Origin of the sequence: Paralteromonas sediminis (genome assembly GCF_003820355.1) — a bacterium.
Taxonomy (GTDB): Bacteria; Pseudomonadota; Gammaproteobacteria; order Enterobacterales; family Alteromonadaceae; genus Alteromonas_F; species Alteromonas_F sediminis.
Genome location: NZ_RPOK01000002.1, coordinates 94,351 through 111,968 on the forward strand (window position 1 = coordinate 94,351; position 17,618 = coordinate 111,968).

A 17,618-nucleotide genomic window follows, 5' to 3' on the forward strand; every position below is an offset into this window, starting at 1 on the left:
TTGCGTTATTCGATTATGTCGCCGCGAAGAAGATACTTTGCAAACGCAACACTACTCACAAATCCTAGCATGGCAATAAGCAGGGCGGCTTCAAAGTACAGGCTTGTTCTGTTGTACATACCGTGCAAAAGGATCAATGCGATACTGTTGATATACATAGTGTCGAGTGCAAGGATGCGGTCAACAATGTGAGGGCCCACTAGCAGCCGCCACAGATTAAGGACCAAGGCAATGCACAGCGAAATAGCGACAAATATAATGGCAATATCTAGCATGCAAAAATTTCCTTAATCCGTGACTCATAACGTTGCTTTATGACATCGACCAGTTCTTGCTCATCGAGAGGCATATTGAGCACATGAACATACAACCAGGCTTTGTCTTTCGTGACTTCGGCACTGACTGTACCTGGTGTCATGGTCACTGTGCTGGCTAGTACGGTAATTGGAAAATTATCCTTTAAATCAAGTGGAACAGCGATAAAACCAGGATTGATTTTGTTCATGGGCCCTAAAACTAGCTTAGCCACTTCGATATTGGCGACAATAATGTCCTTTATTACTAAGAGCACATAAGAGACGACCTTTAGCGGCTTTTTAATCGAAGGTTGTGGGACTTTTAGTGGGGCACACAGCAAAGGGATGATAATTCCTAAGAGAGTACCCAGCAGAATATGACCAACGCTGAGCGAGGCATTTATCATCAACCACACTATCAGCAGCATAAAGCTATGAAGAGGCATGGGAACAAGGCGAGCGAGCATACTCATTGACCACCTCCGGTTAGATTCATTATGTTGAGCAGACCATTCAGGTTGTGGAGCTGTGTGGCAGCATTTGTCGTGTACTCTAGCATTGCTGCCCCAAAAATAACCAAACTAACAGATGCTGCCAATAATAATACTACGCCACTGATTTGCCACCTGGAAACCGCACCCTCACCGTCAATACCGCTATTGGGCGCATGACGCCAGAAAAGCGTAGTACCGGCTCTGGATAATGCCACTATAGTTAATAAACTCGATATTAACACCAACGACCACACCCATATTTTGTCCTGATTCAGCGTTACTGATTGCATTATAACTAGTTTGCCCAAAAAGCCAGAAAAGGGAGGAAGGCCGGCAACTGACAGGGCAGCAATAAAAAACAGCGCCCCCAGGAGAGCAGGTTGATGCAACTTTCGCGCGACGACAAAGCGATCAAGGGCTTTGCCGCGTTGCTGGCCTAACATCTCTGCAATAAGGAACAGTGCACCAGTAATGAGAGTGCTGTGGACCAGATATAACAAACCCGCTGCCGTTGCTTCTGGCGTCCTAATAGCAAACGCGAGTAATAGTGTGCCAACCGACACTACCACCAAGTTACCTGCCAAGGTGCGTAAGCTAGGGCTAGCTAGGGCGCCAATGGTACCTACTATCAATGTCAGTATCGCCAAAGGCCATATCAGGCTATCAATGAGATTAGCCAGTTCTCCTGCATTATCACCGAAAATGATAGTATAAACGCGGAAGATACAATACACCCCGACTTTGGTCATGATGGCAAACAGGGCGGCTACCGGGGCCGTCGCTGCCGCGTATGTACGTGGCAGCCAGAAATGCAATGGCAGCATTGCCGACTTTAGTCCAAACACAATAAGCAACAACGATGCACCTGCTTGTGCAATTAGCGCCTGACTGTCAGACAATTCAGCCACGCGCAGCGACATGTGTGCAATATTTAATGTGCCAGTAGTACCGTATAGTGTACCCAGTGAAATCAGAAACACACTGGAACCTATTAAATTCAGGATCACATAATGCACATTCGCAGCGGTCCGCTGTTTACCGCCTCCGTGGATCATCAACGCGTACGAAGCAATTAGCAGGACTTCAAAAAAAACAAACAGGTTAAACAAATCGTTGGTTAAAAACGCACCACAAATTCCAACAATCTGGAATTGAACTAAAGGATGAAAATATCGCCCCTCGCGATCTGTCCCGGCAAAGGAATACAATGATATGCCCAGCGCTAAAACGCTAGTTAGTAATACCAACATGGCAGAGAGCAGGTCTGCATAAAGGATAATACCAAAGGGCGGTTGCCAATCTCCTACGGCATACATCATGGGACCTTGGTTTACTATGGTGTAAACCAACCAAATACTGGTAAACAAATGCGCCAGGGTGATTACTGTAGTGGCTGCTCTTCGCGCATTATAACGCTCTGCACCGATGAACGGAGGGAGTAACATCAACAACCCCCCCACCATAGGGATCAAGATGGGTAAAATAGACAAATGCATAGTCATACTTTACCTCTACTTGAGTTTACCAGCTTTTTAGTATCAGGAGGTTCGCGGCCATCGACCAGATCATTACCCAAATCAGCCCTTCCGCGCATGGCAAGAATGACAACAAAGGCAATCATAGCAAAACCAATTACAATGGCAGTGAGCACTAGGGCTTGAGGTAAAGGATCCGCGTATTGCTCTGACGTACCAAGTACAGCAGCACCGTCTAGGTGCAAGCGGCCACTGGAAAACAGAAATAAATTGACGGCATAAGACAACATGGTTAACCCTACCACTATAGAAAAGGTACGCCCGCGCAAACACAAAAAGACGCCGCAAGCGGTAATCACACCAACACAAACTACATATAAGGTTTCCATCATTCCTCCGCTGTTGGGCGGTGCACTGAGGTGAGCTTACCCAGATTTGCTAAAATTAACAGCGTTGCGCCTACTACCGTTAGGTAAACGCCCAAGTCAAATACTAATGCACTTGCCAACTCGATTTCTCCTATCAAAGGAATATCAAAATAGTCAAACCATGTTGTCATAAAGGGCACGCCAAATGCCCAGCTAGCTATACCCGTAAAAGCGGCTATGAGTACCCCCCAGGCAATTAACGACTGATAGTTAATGGTTAAGCGTGGTTTAATCCAGTCTACACCGTGAGCAATGTATTGCTGTATTAGGGCGATACTGGTAATTAATCCGGCAATAAAGCCACCACCTGGCATGTTGTGTCCGCGAAGAAAAATGTAAAAAGAGACCAATAGAGCGAGGGGCAATAAGCTCTGCGAAATCATTACTAAGATAGGAGGGTGTTTATCCTCAGACCAGGGTAAGCCACGTTCATTAGCCGAAATCATGGACAATTTGATATCTGCAAGCAGTTTAAAGATACCCAACGCCGCTATACCCAACACAAGGATCTCGCCCAGTGTATCTAAGCCCCTAAAATCAACCAGAATGACATTGACTGCATTGGTACCACCACCTCCAGTTTTACTATTTGCAAGGTAAAAGTCTGAAATACTGTCTAGTGGCTGTGTGATAAACGCATAATTTATGGTCGCAACAATACCGCCGATAGCAGCAGCTATGCCAATGTCGCGAGCTACCCTACTGGGCGATGATTCTGTGCGGGTATTCTTTGGCAAGAAGTACAACGCAAGAATAAGCAGAATAACTGCTGCCACTTCCACGGCGAGTTGTGTTAATGCCAGATCGGGAGCAGAAAAGCGCGCAAAAGCTACAGACACAATCAGTCCGACCACTGATAGGGTGACAAGTGCTAGAGCCCGTTTTCTATGGTAAATCACAGTGGCAATGGCACTTAAACAGAGCAAGACCGCGGCAACAACCTCTACAAAAGTCACGGGTTGATTGTCGGGGTGTGTTAATGTCACGTTGTGGTTTAGTAATGGAACCGCTGTTAATAAAATGGCAAAGGTGAGTAACGCAGCGACATAGCGTTGTAATGAGCCATTGCTTAGCGCTTCATCAACACGGGTAGCTGCATTAACAAGCCACTGAACCATACCTTCGAATACTAGCTTTGCGTCAGACTCAGCGAATTGGGCCTGAAATCTGAACAGGTGCCTGCGAACCGCGTAGACCACAATACCACCAACAATGGCGATAATACTCATCAGCAAAGGAATATTAAAACCGTGCCAAATGGATAAGCTGTAATAGGGGAGTTCTGTCCGTAATACAGCTGTTGAAGCAGAAGCCAGTAAATCACCCACTACGAAAGCTGGGAACATGCCAACAATTAAACACAAGGCAATGAGTATTTCTACAGGGATTTTCATAAATCGTGGTGGCTCATGCGGGCTTTTAGGGAGGCCCTCCGGTTCGCCATTAAAGAACACATCATGAATAAAGCGCAGTGAATAGGCTACTGCAAATATACCCGCGAGAGTGGCCAGTACAGGCACCATCCACGACAGAAAGCCAAGGGTTTCCTGATTGATTGATTCAGCAAAAAACATTTCTTTTGACAAAAAGCCATTAAGCAAAGGTACACCAGCCATAGAGGCCGCCGCCACCATCGCCAGTGTCGCCGTATGTGGCATAAAACGCCACAGGCCGCTCAGCTGCCGCATATCCCGTGTGCCGGTTTCATGATCAATAATCCCGGCAGCCATAAATAATGAGGCTTTAAAAACAGCGTGATTCATGATGTGAAACAATGCGGCTACGGCAGCAAGTTGTGTATCCAAACCCAGAAGCAGCACGATTAAGCCCAAGTGACTTACCGTGGAATAGGCCAGCAATCCTTTTAAGTCGTGTTTAAAAAGTGCTACATAGGCACCCAATACAAGGGTAACAAGACCTGCCATCGTCACGATAAGGAACCACATATCCGTTCCGTTGAGCACCGGATAGAAACGCGCCAGTAAAAATATACCCGCTTTTACCATAGTCGCAGAATGCAGGTAAGCACTGACCGGGGTCGGGGCGGCCATGGCGTGAGGGAGCCAGAAATGGAATGGAAATTGAGCAGACTTGGTAAAAGCACCCAGTAAAACCAAAATAAGCACAACCGGGTAGAGCATGTGTTCTCTAATTAAGTCACCGCTGGCTAGGATCACTTCCAAATTGTAAGACCCGACAATATCACCGATTAACAGTAGGCCGGCTAACAGTGCCAGACCGCCTGCACCTGTTACAGTCAGGGCCATTCGCGCGCCTTTACGGGATTCCGTTTTTGCTGACCAAAAGCTGATAAGCAAAAATGAACTAATACTGGTAACTTCCCACGCCATCCAGAGCTGCAGGACATTATTAGCCAGTACAATGGACAACATCGCTGTCATAAAGAGAATTAAATAGGCGTAGAACCGCCCAGCCGCTTCCGAAGCAGATAGATAGTATCTGGCATAAAAAATGATCAATAACCCAATACCCAGAATCAATAGGGCGAACATGAGCGCTAGTCCGTCTAATCGCATTGATAAGACGAGCCCGGCAGCCGGTATCCATTCAAACGTTTCTGTGATTACCTCGCCAGCCAAAACAGCGGGTATCAAAGAGCCTATGTAGGCAAGGGCGATGGCGGGTGCGAGCATAGTAAACAGCGTGTTGACGGTGCGACCATATCGCTCTGTCAAAACCGGTACTATCACACCGAGCATCATAATGACTGATATCCAAAAGAGGCTCATGAAGGGGCTTTGCTCCGTTTTTTATAATAATAATACGTAAAGATTAATGAACTGATCAGGTAATATCTACCATATACTGCCAGACGGGCAAGTGTTATTAAAGCAGAGGCTGAATACTTCATCCATCTGATTAAACCCTATACTTACATAAGTTTACTGGTGGGTGAATAATGCACATGGCTTAAGGAAGGAAGTGTGGTCATTCCAATTGACGTTAATAAATATAAAAAAAGCCAACGGCAAGGCCGTTGGCTTTTTAATTCTGTTTGGCTAGTCAGGCCTTAGAAGCGGTATTGAACACCAACTCTGTAGCGTGCTTCACCTTCAAAGCTCCATGCTGGATAGCCATTGCGCAACTCAGGCTTAACTTCTGCGTCTCCTGTTGCAACACCAATCTGGATGCTATCTTCTTCAGTTAGGTTAACACCTTCAAAAGTGATATCAATGTTGTCAGTAATAGAGTACTTAGCGGTTAAGTCCAATGTGCCATAATCGTCGTGCTCACGGTTGCCGTAGAAACCAGGAAGTTCACGGATCATGTACTCAGAACGCCAGTTATAAGCTAAACGAACGTTATAGTTGTCAGTCTCATAGTAACCTACAAGGTTAATCGTATGTTTAGACGAATCAGAGAACTGCTCTATGCGGTCTGGGTAGTTATCAGCAGGTGCTGATGCATCAACATAAGTGTAGTTGGCCTGATAACCAAAACCGCTGTCGAAGCCGTCTTGCAATTGAAGCTCTAGACCACGGATTTCACCGCCTGAACCAGTACCTTTAGTAGCAACAGTCCAATTATCTTTACCTGTATTAGGGTCAGTGATACCGATGCTTTGATTCAGAATTTGGTCGACTTTAGTGAACGATGAAATGTCTTTGATGAAGTAAGTCGCGCTGATCATCGCGTCTTCGTCAAAGTAATATTCAATGCTCAAGTCAGCCTGACTTGCCTTGAAAGGCTCTAGGCCAACGTTACCAGTAGTGATAACTTCGTTACCATCTACATCGTCTTCATAACCTGCAAGGCTTGAGCGAGCGAACATATCAGTATAGTTGGCACGAGAAATAACTTGTGCTGCTGATACACGAACAATAATGTCTTCAGTTACGTCAAACGCAACGTTTACGCTTGGAAGCACTTCGTTGTAGTCTGCTTTCTCGGTGCTCAATCCATTCGCATAAGTGCCGTTTGCATTAAACGCATAGTAGTCAGATTCTGCATCAGTAGAAATGTAGCGAAGACCGAAGTTTCCGCGGATACCATCACCATCAAAGTCAGCCATTACGTATAGGCCCAAGTTCTCTTCCTGGATTGTACCGTAGCCAGACTTGTAGCCCACAGACGTGTTGTCGAAGCTTTGAATCGCAGCAAAACCGTCAGCTAGCATAGTACCAATGATGGGCTTAGGTAAGGTGTATCCCGCACCGGAAGAAATGGTTCCAGAGTAATAACGGCTTGCATCATAAGCTGCAATAGAAGCAACGGTGTTCGTGGTGAAGTTTTCTTGCACTACTTCATGGTCAGCCCAGCGAACCCCTGTTTTGATTGCGGTAATTGCACCAAAATCTACAGGGAAGTTGAAATCGACTTGTGCATAGGTTTCTTCATCACTGTTAGGCTGTTTCTTCAGTGCCCAACCAGCAGATGAAAGCTGACCCTGGAAGTCAGAAGCATCGAATGATTTATTCGCTGCGTCAATCTGAATAACTTTACCTGTTGCATCATAGGTACCAGCGTAGTCAGCTGGTGTACCTAACCAGAAACCATAGTTTGCAGTGATATCAGTACCACCGTCAGACTTGGTATGGCCTAGGCGACCTTCAGCTTCAAAGCTGTCGCCTACATATTTGAAATCAAAGTCGACAGTGTCAGAAGACATGGTGCCCTGACGTGCCCAAGTTTGTGCCCAACCTGGGTTGGCACCCGTACCAGGACGTCTGTAGAAAACACAAGTGCCATCAACATTACGTTGCTCACAAGCAGCATCTTTGTCATCAGGGAACATTACGAACAAAGAGGTGTTAGTGTTATCAGCAGCCAATTCTAGGCTGATTACATTCAGTCCGAATTCCCACTCATCAGAAGGACGGAATTGGAATGCTGCGTTAATAGCAGTACGCTCACGCTCTTGTAGGAACGTTGTGGGAACGATGTCACCCCAGCCTACTAGTGATTCGATGCCGTTACGCTGGTAGTTAGTTTCTGCGTAGGCACCGGCGATAAGCGCACCAAAGGTTTCGTCTTCGTTTTTCCAGCTGTACAAACCTGAAACATCTGGGTCCGTTTCTTTTGATATGGAACCGTAGTCAGCCTTTACGCCACCGAAGAAAGTGTTCGCGTCTAGGTCAAGCGGCTTACGGGTTTTAACAATAACCGTTCCGCCAATACCGCCTTCAACAATATTTGCCTGTGAAGATTTGTATACTTCAATGCCGCCAACGATTTCAGGTGGAAGTAGGGTGTAGTTAAAGCTACGATCGATATCTTGCTGATCATACCAGCCAGTTGATGCAACAGTGTGACCGTTCAGCAATGTGCGTGTTAGCTGTGCAGATGCACCACGGATAGACACTTGCTGACCCTGACCAAACTGACGGTTCACGGCAATACCAGAAATACGGCCTAGTGCCTCACCTACGTCACTGTCTGGGAACTTACCCACGTCTTCAGCAGATACCGCATCGACAACTGCATTTGAAAAACGTTTTTCGTTCAAAGAAGCTTCAAGAGAACGACGAATACCACGTACCTCAATAACTTCTACATTTTCTTTCGCTTGTGCGCCTGAATCTTGAGCTACCGCTACGCTTGAAAAGCTTGCACCTACTGCTAAGCTGATGTTTACGGCTAGTAAACTCTTTTTGAAATTTCTTGTTAACACAGAATTCCCCTTGCTTGAATTATGATGTTTACGTTTAAGTCACTTCTTGCTGAAAACGCTGACAGCGTTGTCAAATAACATGACAGCGTTGTCACACGATTAATGCAAACACTACACTCAAAATTACATTTTTGCTACATTTTTTTTCTCATTTTTTAAACAATCACGGCTGCAATATTGTTAATAAATGTTTTTTGTTGATGTTTCTTTAGAAGGGCGTGTTCATTTTGTATATAAAAAACAATGGGTTGCTGTGTTTATCGATTTGGATCATTTTTTTAAAGAAAAAAGGCGATTTGGCGACAATTTGAACGGTAATTTAGTTCAATAATTTTTGATTTTTTCTTGAAAATACATTTTTGGGCAGCAAAGAGTGGCGGAAAATTCACACTTTCATACCGGTTAAAGAGGAGGGCATTTAGGCTTCACAATTGAGTTCAATGAAGTCCTCGCGAGAGAACAGCGTCTCATATTTTTCCTGCAAATAGTGAGTTTGTGCACTCCATTCACTGACGGATGTTGCAATGGATGAATAATGTGATAAATCTGTACTGCCACTGGCTGCTTCATAATTTGCTACGGATTCACTGACTCTGATCATAGTCGTGGCATATGTGTCTCGTTGAAAGTCGAATAGGGCGCCGATTTCCGTTGCCAATTGAAAATTGGCGTGAAGTAGGTAGCCAGACTCACCGGCTAGTGTCCAGGCTGAATAGCGAAGTGATTCCTGAACGAGCATACTCTTAAAGTCGGTTTTTGGCAGTGATGCGTCGGGTTGGCCGTTCAGTTGCGTCATCGACGCATTAGTGAGGGCGAGCAGCCCCCTCTGACGGGGCATGTATTCACTTTTAAGCAATACCCTATTAAATGCTAATTCCGACTTTACATTACACAATGCAATTAACGTTCGCTCCTCAATGTCTTTTTCTTCATCCCAGTCTTGTAACGCGAAGGCAAAAATAATACTCGCACCCACAAACGCAGATTCGGCAAACACCGCTCGCCAGTTGATAGGGGGCTTCTTGTGTATCACCTTAACAGTTTGCTGATGAAGCTCGTTTTCTGATTGCTCCATATAGGTGCTATATCCTTCTAATTAACTAGCAACAGGCTACGGAACAACACGTTAAGCAGATGAGACTTGTTAGTCAATGACTTAGTTACTTCTTGATGAAACCTTGGACGGTTGCTTTGTAACGGGACATGTCTCTTTTTGCTGTAGACATGAGAGAAATGAACGCACTACAAAGTTTTGTAAAAATGTTACCTAATCAGAATTGACGGTGGGTGAAAACCCTTTCTCAGACAGCCAGCTTAGTGCACTTTCTTCACAGCCGAATATACCCAGCTGAACCTCCGCGTTTTTATATATGCGCTCAAATTGCATTTTCACCATTGACTCAACTGTCGTTTCGCCGGTGACTAATGCGCCCATTGCCATACCGTGCTTGGCGCGCCATTCAATCGATTTTTGCAACTCGACTTCAGCATCGTTGGTGAGCAGTGCAGAGCCATGAAGAAGGCCTAAGAACGCCCATCTCTCACCATTAAAGCTGGTTATTACGTCAATCATATCCTGACTGTAGCGGGCAATTGCACTTTTACTGGCAGTGCCTTCAGCAGACACAGCCACTATATTACCTAACACCGCAATTTGATATTGTCCAAACTTGCTTTTTAGCATGGCATCAGGATTATCAAATATCTTCATTATTCTCACTTTACAGCAATCCTGCTCCTACATGTAGCAACAATAATGAGACAAGTAAAGTGCTCAACCCATTACAGCCTTAGGAGAAATCGGCAAACACTTTTTTAATGTCTTGCTGTGCAGTATTGTCCGCTGTGCCCCACATAATAGCGCTGTGAGAATGCATGATGCCGTTGTCAAATTTGAAGCCATTTATTCTGTCTTGCGCCACTAACAACGGGCCATCCAAATCGACAAAATCGGCATCCTTGCACAGTGAGTAAGCGGGAGCCATAGCCAAGGAGGTGCCGACCATACAGCCAACCATAATGCCCATTTTTGCTTGTTTCGCTGCGTTGAGCAGGGCCAGGGCTTCAGATAACCCTCCGGTTTTATCCAGCTTGATGTTCACGTAATCGAAACTGTCTTTTAGTCGTGGTATGTCTGATGCCGTATGACAAGACTCATCTGCACATAAGGGAACGGGAGAGTTAAACCCTTTGAGCTGGTCATCCTGATCGGCAGGAAGTGGTTGTTCTATCAACACAACATTCATTTCTGCCAATGCATCTACGATCCGCAAAAGTAGTTCAAATGACCACCCTTCATTGGCATCAATAATAAAGCGGCTAGTGGGACATGCAGCATGAATAAGCTGCATTTTTTCTAATACAGAGTCTGCATCCAACTTAATTTTTATTAAGTCAGCGTTTTGCAGTAAACGCGCCTCTTTTTGCATAGCCTCAGGCGTATCAACACTGAGTGTCTGTGCCGTTATACTATGCGATATGGCAGGAATGCTAACGAGTTCATTGATGCTTTTTCGTTGTCTTTTACACTCAAGATCCCACAAGGCGCAGTCCAAGGCATTACGCGCGGAACCTGGTGGCAATGCTTCGCTAATGCGTGAATGTGTGATGTCAGTGAGCGCATCGCTTGCTTTGAAAGCTTTCAACTGAGCCATAACGCTCTCGATTGATTCACCGTAGCGATTATAGGGCACAGCTTCCCCCCAACCCCAATGCGTGCCATCTGTTATAGCAACAACAACAACATGTGCTGCCGTTTTAGCGCCCCTTGAGATTCGGAACACTTTCGCGAGTGGAAAAGACTCTTGCGTGACTAACATTGAGCACTTCATACCAGCGCCTCCAAAATAGGGGTGAGTTCATGACGCATAGGGTCTATACAGGGCAGGCCTGTTTCTCGACTGATTGCTGCACAAACCGACAAGGCCTCTTCTTCACTCACGGAAGAAGAGTTTAGCGAAACACCAATCACCTTAGCACTCGGATTAGTTAGCCTGGCCTGCATTTCGTTCATCGCTATAGTGTCCTGTAAAGTAGGAAATGCTTGATGAGGAAGGCCTCGCATGTGCGTGCGATTTAGTGCATGACATACGACTAATGCGTCGGGTTGCGAACCGTGCAGTAAACCCAGACTGACACCCGCAAACGCAGGATGAGAAAGCGAGCCTTGACCTTCAATAATATCCCAGTGCGAAGCGGGAGCATTGGGCGATAACGATTCTGCAGCACCGGATATAAAATCTGCAACAACGCAATCTATTGCTATGCCTGAACCAGAGACTAAAATGCCACACTGCCCCGTAGCTCTGAATGTCGCATCGACGCCGTTATCTCGAAGTGCTTTTGTTAGACTAAGAGACGTATACATTTTCCCTACAGAGCAGTCTGTACCCACAGTTAATAGTCGCTTTCCCGTGCGTTTAACTCCATTCGCCGTGCGAAATTTTTCTTTGGGATGGCGAATATTGATCAACTGACGCTGTAGTCTGCTTGCCGCCTCTTTGAGAGGCGAAAACTCTTCCAGCTTGTCGTGGAGGCCACTAACAATATCCATACCCAGATTCAGTGCATGAAGGATGGTGGGTAACCACTTTTCATCAATAGTGCCGCCGCTGTTAGCAAAACCCAATACGAGACTTTTAGCGCCTCTTTCTACGGCATCTTCAATACTGAGCCGTGGTAAACCCGTTGAGACTGAGCAACCCGGCATGGCAAGTTCGCCCACACATTTCTCGGGGCTCCAGTCAGCAGCACTTTTGGCCATTTTTATACTAAGTGGGTCACTGGCGTCACCAATAAAAAGTAAATAAGGAGTTCTAATATTCATACCAATAGTGAAGTTATGGTTGCAATATTATCATCATAAAGCGAGCAGCCAGATTTGGCACTGATGATGATTGTGAGTGCTATAACATTAGGTTATGGCCTTATGTTGCTTCAGATCTGATTGCCAGTTCTTTCTCGGTAAACTGCAAAAACTCAAGACATGCCCTGGAAAGGGGGCGTGACTCCATGTGTAACGCCTTTATATGAAAGGGTAGAGGGGGGCAAAATGAGGCAATTCCTACCTTGTCACAGCGGTTAGCCTGTGCTGTTAATAAATCGATAGTACAGCAGCCAATGCCTTGCTGGACGAGCCCCGTCGCAATGTAATAGGTATCTACATTAATGGCGCTAGAAATTGTTGCGCCCCCTCGATTCAATCGATTGAATACCATTTCTCCCAATGGCCCACTATTCCAAATACCAATTAATTCCTGCTCAAGTAACCTTGTCGTTTCTATCGTCGTGGGCAGGTCTGGAAAAACTGCAGTCGGATAAACTACGACTATCTCACTACTGCCGAGTTCGATTTCAGAGACTTGGGGGATACTGGGAGACTCAAATAAAATAGCCAAGTCGCATCGGTGTTCTAACAATGCTTGTGCAGCCTCTTCATTGTGAAGAGTTTGAATTTGAAACTGAATATTTGGGTGAGTTTGGCGAAAATTTGCCACGGCACGTGGGATCAGATCGAAACCCAATGCCGGTGTAATGGCTATGTTAATGGTACCATGCTCACTATGCTTAATGTTTTCAGACAACTTTTTAATAGAAAAGAGTTGCTTATACGCTTTGTCCACTTCAGAAAAAAGAAGATGGGCTTCCGAAGTTGGTATCAATTTACCCTTGTTACGGTCAAAAAGTTTAAATCCAAGCTGCATTTCTGCATGGGCGAGCACTTTACTTACAGAGGGTTGTGACACACACAAAAGGTTAGCGGCATTCGTGATTGACCCTGACGTATATATCGCGTGGAAAACTTCTATATGGCGCAAACGCATGAATAACGGCTTTTTGAAAACGAAGTACGTAATGGTAACGTAATTGCTAAATAATTAAAATTATTCGGCATGCTTGGAATAAATAATTTTTCCATATCAGGTTTGAAACATATACGTCGTATAAATTACATCTTTTCGTCATATATCGGCATTACCCTTTAACAAAGCGATTCTGTGAAGGTTCTAGCCATGCCGATAAACCGCGATAACATCAAATTTGTCTTTCATATAGGCACTGGGAAAACAGGTACCAGTTCTATCCAGCAGTATTTAAGTACCTTACCCGAGGCAACCAGCAAGTTTTTCTACACAGGTTATTTGTTTGAACGATTAAAGACTAAACGCTATGCATGGCAACGCGTAACGGGAACACCTGAATTTAATCAAATTCCAAAAGAACAATTGAGTGCTGAGCTTGAACTCGTCTTTAGTGATGCCATAGATGAAGCAATGTCACGGGGCGCTGATACGATTATCTGGAGCAATGAAGCACTTTGTAATATGTGCTGGTTACCTGACCTTATAAAGCAAGTCTGGACAGGCGATATTACAACGTTGTGCTTTGTTCGTGAGCCAGCGAGTTATTCCGTGTCGGCTTACTTCCAATGGGGTATAAAACATAAAATATACGCTGGCGAAGTTCCTGCATACGCTGATTTTATTCGTAGACATCACTTTGTGCATGCTGACATTATCGAGAGCTGGAAAGCCATTTCTTCAACGTTTTTTATCCTGAATTATGATAAAACCGACAATGTGGTTGAGACATTTTGTCATAAGCTTGGGGTGCCGGTACGCGGAGCCGCGAGTAATAAACGTATCAACACCCGGCACAATGTCACTCAGTTGTATGCATCAGCGCTAGCCAACAGTAGCGATGAGGCGCCTTGCCTCTATGAACTGCCATCAGAATGGGAGCAAATGGACAATCGCGATCTGGACTGGTTTTCTGAGAAATTACCGACGGTAGAACAGATATCCGAGCACCTGAACAATAGCCAACGTGAAACCGACAAGCTGAATGCACTTCTCTTGTGCTGCGAAGGTGAAACTAGTCTTCTTGAGACGGGCGATACAAGCACATTATTGGTCGATAAATCATCGCTAGTGAATGCGCAAAAAGTACTCGCTCAGCATACGTCCAGTCTAGTGATAAAGCAGCATAAAGAGATTCAGCAACTCATGAGGCGAGTAGGGCAACAGGCCCAGCAAATCTCAGACCTGGCGCAAGAACTGAAGAATGTCAATCAGCGGCACGCCCATGCGCTCAGCGAATGTAAAGAGCAGCTTGAAAAAATGAAGTCGCAGTCGCTGAGTGTTCGAACGGTTTATAAAAACTTACAGGCCCGTTTCAGCCGGTTTGCACGCCTTTACTAGGTATCTGCTAAGTTTTAAACCGCGTTAACTGTGCCGTTGTTTTGTCGAAAGACTCAACCAATGTACTATTCGCTTCAAAGGCGCGCTCCACTTGCTGCATATTACTTTGTGCCAATTCATTTAAGTGGTGTGTGACACGATTCACTTCTTCTGTTGTAGCAACTTGCTGTTCTGCCGCTGTCGCAACAGAAACAATATTGTCAGTGACTTGAGTGATAATCTCGCCAAGTTTGTTCATCTCTTCATGGGCAGTTTGTGCTGACTGTACGGAGGTATCCGAAAGCGATACACATTTACTAATCAGCTCAACGGCCACTTTTGTTTCTGAATTTAGTGAATCACTGACTTCTCGTATCTGATCGGTACTGCTCTTTGTATTGCTGGCCAAGTTTCTTACTTCGTCTGCGACGACGGCAAAGCCTCTGCCATGCTCGCCCGCTCTGGCTGCTTCTATTGCGGCATTTAATGCCAGCAAATTGGTTTGCTCTGCCACGGCCTGGATACTATTCATTACCTCTGCTATTTGCTGCGTTTTGCCTTCTAAGGAATGCACAATATCATGCATAGCCTGAAGTTCTGACTTAAGTCCCATGGTGACATTACCTGCATCAGAGATGGTGGCTTTTGCCTGATTGGTTGAACCGAGTGCACTGTCGGACAGGGTACTGGCCTCGTTAGTTCTTTTCGAAACATCGGCTGTCGTGCTTGCAATTTCATTCATTGCCGAGGCAATGGCACCTACTTCTGACACACTTGCATTGGTTGACTGTTGAACCGTTTCATTGACGGTATTTAATGTTTCTATATTGGTTCTAACCGTGTGACTGGTGTCTACCACGCTCTTGATAGTGTCTCTTAGCGTCCACATCAGGCTGCCAAACGGACTTTCCTTTTTAGGGTCCAGTTCGCAGGCCCGATTCAGATCAATTTCATTGGGGTTTTCGAGTATGAGATTGACACTGCGCTGGAGCGTGAGTCCGCTAACGCCTTCTTTGAAGTTCGCGCGCGCCATAAAGCCTAAGACTACGCCTTCTGCAACGGCAAAAAAAGCATGCAAAAACAAAATGCCAAAGACAAGGTTATTTTGGTCGAAAATGTAAAAGCCCGTGTCATTTTTTTGCAAAATGTAGAACAGCACATGATGAACAGCGACAAATGCTACGCTGGAAATGAAAATTCTCCAGTCTCTGTACCATGCTAATAATGCAAGAAGCGTGAAAATCTCGAAATGCACTTCTGTCAGGCCCATTGACAATTGAATGTGCAATGCCGTGAGTGCCTGCACCGCTACCGCAACGGTATGTCGGGTGAGAGGAGCAAAAGGCGCTGTTGAAATCAAAAACAGGGGGAGGCTGACCGCAAGTGCAGAAACGATAAGGGTTGACAAGATTGTCCCCACATAGAACCCTATAACAATGGCAACTAGGGCTTGCAAACAGAGTACTGCAGTAAATAACTTATTGGCCGAGCGAATCCATGGATAATCTTGCATTTTAAAAACCTTTTATTATTTAGCCTATTACTGTTATTTCGACTTTTTCATCACTTATATCTAGTCTTTGTGTATAAGATGGTTTTTTATATTTACATCAGCTATTTATAGTAAAGCAGGAATTCGCTTGTAATGAGAAATATTTTTCCAACTTTTATTGTGAAAGCCAGTGATTAGCAAGATCAGTTTAGGTATTTTTGGCGCTTGGTTTTGCCTTGTGGTAATTGGATTGTATGTGAGCATGCAAACCAGTCAGTCACCGTTCGACCCAGAGTACCGATTAGCCAATGCTTCGGGTGTCATGGATTTTGACACTCAGTTAGCGACGCAATTTCTAGCGCAATATGAACACACTGCCAATACGGTATTCCATATTCAACAAGGCGATTGCAGATGCAATATTTACTCTGAGCAACATATCCGCATTCTGAATAACCTAGGGAGAGAAAATCAACTGAAGTCTAAAGTCATAGATATTTCGACTGCGCCTTGGTTACGCGACTGGATACCTTCTGTCCCTGCTATTGTTGTGTTTAATGAAACTAGCCGCTTGGCTTATCTGGGGCCGTATGCTCCAGGCCCCTTTTGTGCCGTTGCCGACAGTTTTGTTGACAATATTATTAAAACGCTAAATACGAACGAATATTTAGGCGCCGTGATTATTCATGATACACAAGGGTGCTACTGTAATCTGTAAATAGATACGCTTCATTAAGGCGCATTATTCAAGGTACTCCCACTTCACCCAGTCTACTTCCATTTCCCACGTTTCTGTCATGGAAGCCTGGTTTATTTTAGCGAAATTGAGGATGGCAAACATGGGCTCCGCCAATTCGTCAGCAATGCCCTCATTGCGATAGACTTCCTTACCATTAAACAAAAACACGATGTCTTTGTCACGCCACTCAACGCCATAGTTATTAAACTCAGCAAGTGTAGCCTGGCGCACTAACATTAAAGATTGCCAGTCGCCCTTGTCACAGGCACCCTGATTTTTAATGGTTCTGGCCGCGTAATGATCAGGCCCTCCGTCACTGTGGTGCTCAAAAATGTCTATTTCGCCAGAACCTGTCATGGGCCAGCAAACTGTTTCATCTGCCTCTTCTACTGGTGGCTCATTGTTATACGCACCGAGTAGCCACCAGGCGGGAAACATGCCATCTTGCCCACTGTTTTTTACGCGCAGGCGTGCTGTCCAGCGGCCTTTTGAGAACTCCTGACGATTTTTGGATGAAATTCTGCCAGCAACATACTGGGTGTCATAATGTTGCTTGCCGTGTTTATCCACATTGTCGCAAGACACTTTTTTACCCAGGTCTACGACTCTTAATTTCAGTGTTCCCTGACTGACTTCTCGCGTGCCATATAGTCCGTCTCTAACATAACACTGATCTTCATTGTTAACCCATAGGATCTGATCTCGCCAGTTATTGGGGTTGAACGAATCAAAGTCATCAAAAAAGCCCACCTTCCACGACGGACCGTTTTGGCCATGTGCCAAACCAATAGCACCCATGGTTAAGCCTGCAATCAGTGCAGACAGACGTAAAAAATCCAAGACAATATTTGCCATTCGTGTTCTCCAGTCATTCACACAGAAA

The 17,618-nt window shown here is 45.1% G+C and carries 15 protein-coding genes; 2 read left to right on the forward strand and 13 right to left on the reverse strand.

Going from position 1 to position 17,618, the window contains the following annotated elements:
* Positions 1 to 5 precede the first annotated feature (5 nt).
* The 11 genes from DRW07_RS05685 to DRW07_RS05735 form a co-directional block, all read right to left on the reverse strand.
* Positions 6 to 275 carry a K+/H+ antiporter subunit F gene (locus DRW07_RS05685; RefSeq protein WP_124026941.1) on the reverse strand — a complete coding sequence of 90 codons (270 nt, stop codon included), beginning with the start codon at positions 273 to 275 and terminating at the stop codon, positions 6 to 8.
* Positions 269 to 769: a Na+/H+ antiporter subunit E gene (locus tag DRW07_RS05690; RefSeq protein WP_124026942.1), complete on the reverse strand. Its 501-nt coding sequence runs from the start codon at positions 767 to 769 to the stop codon at positions 269 to 271. The genes DRW07_RS05685 and DRW07_RS05690 overlap by 7 nt, the downstream gene beginning before the upstream one ends.
* Positions 766 to 2,292, reverse strand: a complete 1,527-nt coding sequence (locus tag DRW07_RS05695) for a monovalent cation/H+ antiporter subunit D (RefSeq protein WP_124026943.1) — start codon at positions 2,290 to 2,292, stop codon at positions 766 to 768. The genes DRW07_RS05690 and DRW07_RS05695 overlap by 4 nt, the downstream gene beginning before the upstream one ends.
* Positions 2,289 to 2,654, reverse strand: a complete 366-nt coding sequence (locus DRW07_RS05700; protein WP_124027550.1) for a Na+/H+ antiporter subunit C — start codon at positions 2,652 to 2,654, stop codon at positions 2,289 to 2,291. The genes DRW07_RS05695 and DRW07_RS05700 overlap by 4 nt, the downstream gene beginning before the upstream one ends.
* Positions 2,654 to 5,443 carry a monovalent cation/H+ antiporter subunit A gene (locus DRW07_RS05705; protein WP_124026944.1) on the reverse strand — a complete coding sequence of 930 codons (2,790 nt, stop codon included), beginning with the start codon at positions 5,441 to 5,443 and terminating at the stop codon, positions 2,654 to 2,656. The genes DRW07_RS05700 and DRW07_RS05705 overlap by 1 nt, the downstream gene beginning before the upstream one ends.
* 281 nt (positions 5,444 to 5,724) lie before the next feature.
* Positions 5,725 to 8,325, reverse strand: coding sequence for a TonB-dependent receptor (locus DRW07_RS05710; RefSeq protein WP_124026945.1), 2,601 nt, complete (start codon positions 8,323 to 8,325; stop codon positions 5,725 to 5,727).
* A 418-nt stretch (positions 8,326 to 8,743) separates the two neighbouring features.
* Positions 8,744 to 9,400: a hypothetical protein gene (locus DRW07_RS05715; protein ID WP_124026946.1), complete on the reverse strand. Its 657-nt coding sequence runs from the start codon at positions 9,398 to 9,400 to the stop codon at positions 8,744 to 8,746.
* Positions 9,401 to 9,592: 192 nt separating this feature from the next.
* Positions 9,593 to 10,036 carry a hypothetical protein gene (locus DRW07_RS05720; protein WP_124026947.1) on the reverse strand — a complete coding sequence of 148 codons (444 nt, stop codon included), beginning with the start codon at positions 10,034 to 10,036 and terminating at the stop codon, positions 9,593 to 9,595.
* 79 nt (positions 10,037 to 10,115) lie between these two features.
* Positions 10,116 to 11,156: an N-acetyl-D-Glu racemase DgcA gene (dgcA, locus tag DRW07_RS05725; RefSeq protein ID WP_124026948.1), complete on the reverse strand. Its 1,041-nt coding sequence runs from the start codon at positions 11,154 to 11,156 to the stop codon at positions 10,116 to 10,118.
* A complete protein-coding gene (dgcN, locus tag DRW07_RS05730; protein ID WP_124026949.1) occupies positions 11,153 to 12,151 on the reverse strand; it encodes an N-acetyltransferase DgcN in 999 nt (332 codons plus the stop codon). Before dgcN ends, dgcA begins: the two co-directional genes overlap by 4 nt.
* A gap of 100 nt (positions 12,152 to 12,251) precedes the next feature.
* Entirely contained in the window at positions 12,252 to 13,148 is an 897-nt protein-coding gene (locus tag DRW07_RS05735; RefSeq protein WP_124026950.1) for a LysR family transcriptional regulator, read from the reverse strand.
* Positions 13,149 to 13,337: 189 nt separating this feature from the next.
* Here DRW07_RS05735 and DRW07_RS05740 point away from each other — a divergent pair, with 189 nt between their 5' ends.
* Entirely contained in the window at positions 13,338 to 14,525 is a 1,188-nt protein-coding gene (locus DRW07_RS05740) for a hypothetical protein (RefSeq protein WP_124026951.1), read from the forward strand.
* A 7-nt stretch (positions 14,526 to 14,532) separates the two neighbouring features.
* On the opposite strand, the gene DRW07_RS05745 is transcribed toward DRW07_RS05740, so the two are convergent.
* Positions 14,533 to 16,017 (reverse strand): methyl-accepting chemotaxis protein, encoded by a 1,485-nt coding sequence (locus DRW07_RS05745; RefSeq protein WP_124026952.1) that lies wholly within the window; start codon positions 16,015 to 16,017, stop codon positions 14,533 to 14,535.
* A 169-nt stretch (positions 16,018 to 16,186) separates the two neighbouring features.
* Here DRW07_RS05745 and DRW07_RS05750 point away from each other — a divergent pair, with 169 nt between their 5' ends.
* On the forward strand, positions 16,187 to 16,714 hold the full coding sequence (locus DRW07_RS05750; RefSeq protein ID WP_124026953.1) for a DUF6436 domain-containing protein: 528 nt from the start codon (positions 16,187 to 16,189) through the stop codon (positions 16,712 to 16,714).
* A gap of 24 nt (positions 16,715 to 16,738) precedes the next feature.
* Here DRW07_RS05750 and DRW07_RS05755 read toward each other — a convergent pair whose 3' ends face one another.
* The gene (locus DRW07_RS05755) at positions 16,739 to 17,590 is read right to left on the reverse strand and encodes a glycoside hydrolase family 16 protein (protein WP_124026954.1); all 852 of its coding nucleotides are present in this window, start codon (positions 17,588 to 17,590) and stop codon (positions 16,739 to 16,741) included.
* Positions 17,591 to 17,618 lie beyond the last annotated feature (28 nt).

Bases quoted from the DNA above. Each gene is read 5' to 3' on its own strand.
- DRW07_RS05755 (WP_124026954.1), bottom strand. From the start codon at position 17,590: ATGGCAAATATTGTCTTGGATTTTTTACGTCTGTCTGCACTGATTGCA.
- DRW07_RS05705 (WP_124026944.1), bottom strand. From the start codon at position 5,443: ATGAGCCTCTTTTGGATATCAGTCATTATGATGCTCGGTGTGATAGTA.
- DRW07_RS05740 (WP_124026951.1), top strand. From the start codon at position 13,338: ATGCCGATAAACCGCGATAACATCAAATTTGTCTTTCATATAGGCACT.
- dgcN (WP_124026949.1), bottom strand. From the start codon at position 12,151: ATGAATATTAGAACTCCTTATTTACTTTTTATTGGTGACGCCAGTGAC.
- dgcA (WP_124026948.1), bottom strand. From the start codon at position 11,156: ATGAAGTGCTCAATGTTAGTCACGCAAGAGTCTTTTCCACTCGCGAAA.
- DRW07_RS05690 (WP_124026942.1), bottom strand. From the start codon at position 769: ATGAGTATGCTCGCTCGCCTTGTTCCCATGCCTCTTCATAGCTTTATG.
- DRW07_RS05715 (WP_124026946.1), bottom strand. From the start codon at position 9,400: ATGGAGCAATCAGAAAACGAGCTTCATCAGCAAACTGTTAAGGTGATA.
- DRW07_RS05700 (WP_124027550.1), bottom strand. From the start codon at position 2,654: ATGGAAACCTTATATGTAGTTTGTGTTGGTGTGATTACCGCTTGCGGC.
- DRW07_RS05685 (WP_124026941.1), bottom strand. From the start codon at position 275: ATGCTAGATATTGCCATTATATTTGTCGCTATTTCGCTGTGCATTGCC.
- DRW07_RS05720 (WP_124026947.1), bottom strand. From the start codon at position 10,036: ATGAAGATATTTGATAATCCTGATGCCATGCTAAAAAGCAAGTTTGGA.
- DRW07_RS05745 (WP_124026952.1), bottom strand. From the start codon at position 16,017: ATGCAAGATTATCCATGGATTCGCTCGGCCAATAAGTTATTTACTGCA.
- DRW07_RS05695 (WP_124026943.1), bottom strand. From the start codon at position 2,292: ATGACTATGCATTTGTCTATTTTACCCATCTTGATCCCTATGGTGGGG.
- DRW07_RS05735 (WP_124026950.1), bottom strand. From the start codon at position 13,148: ATGCGTTTGCGCCATATAGAAGTTTTCCACGCGATATATACGTCAGGG.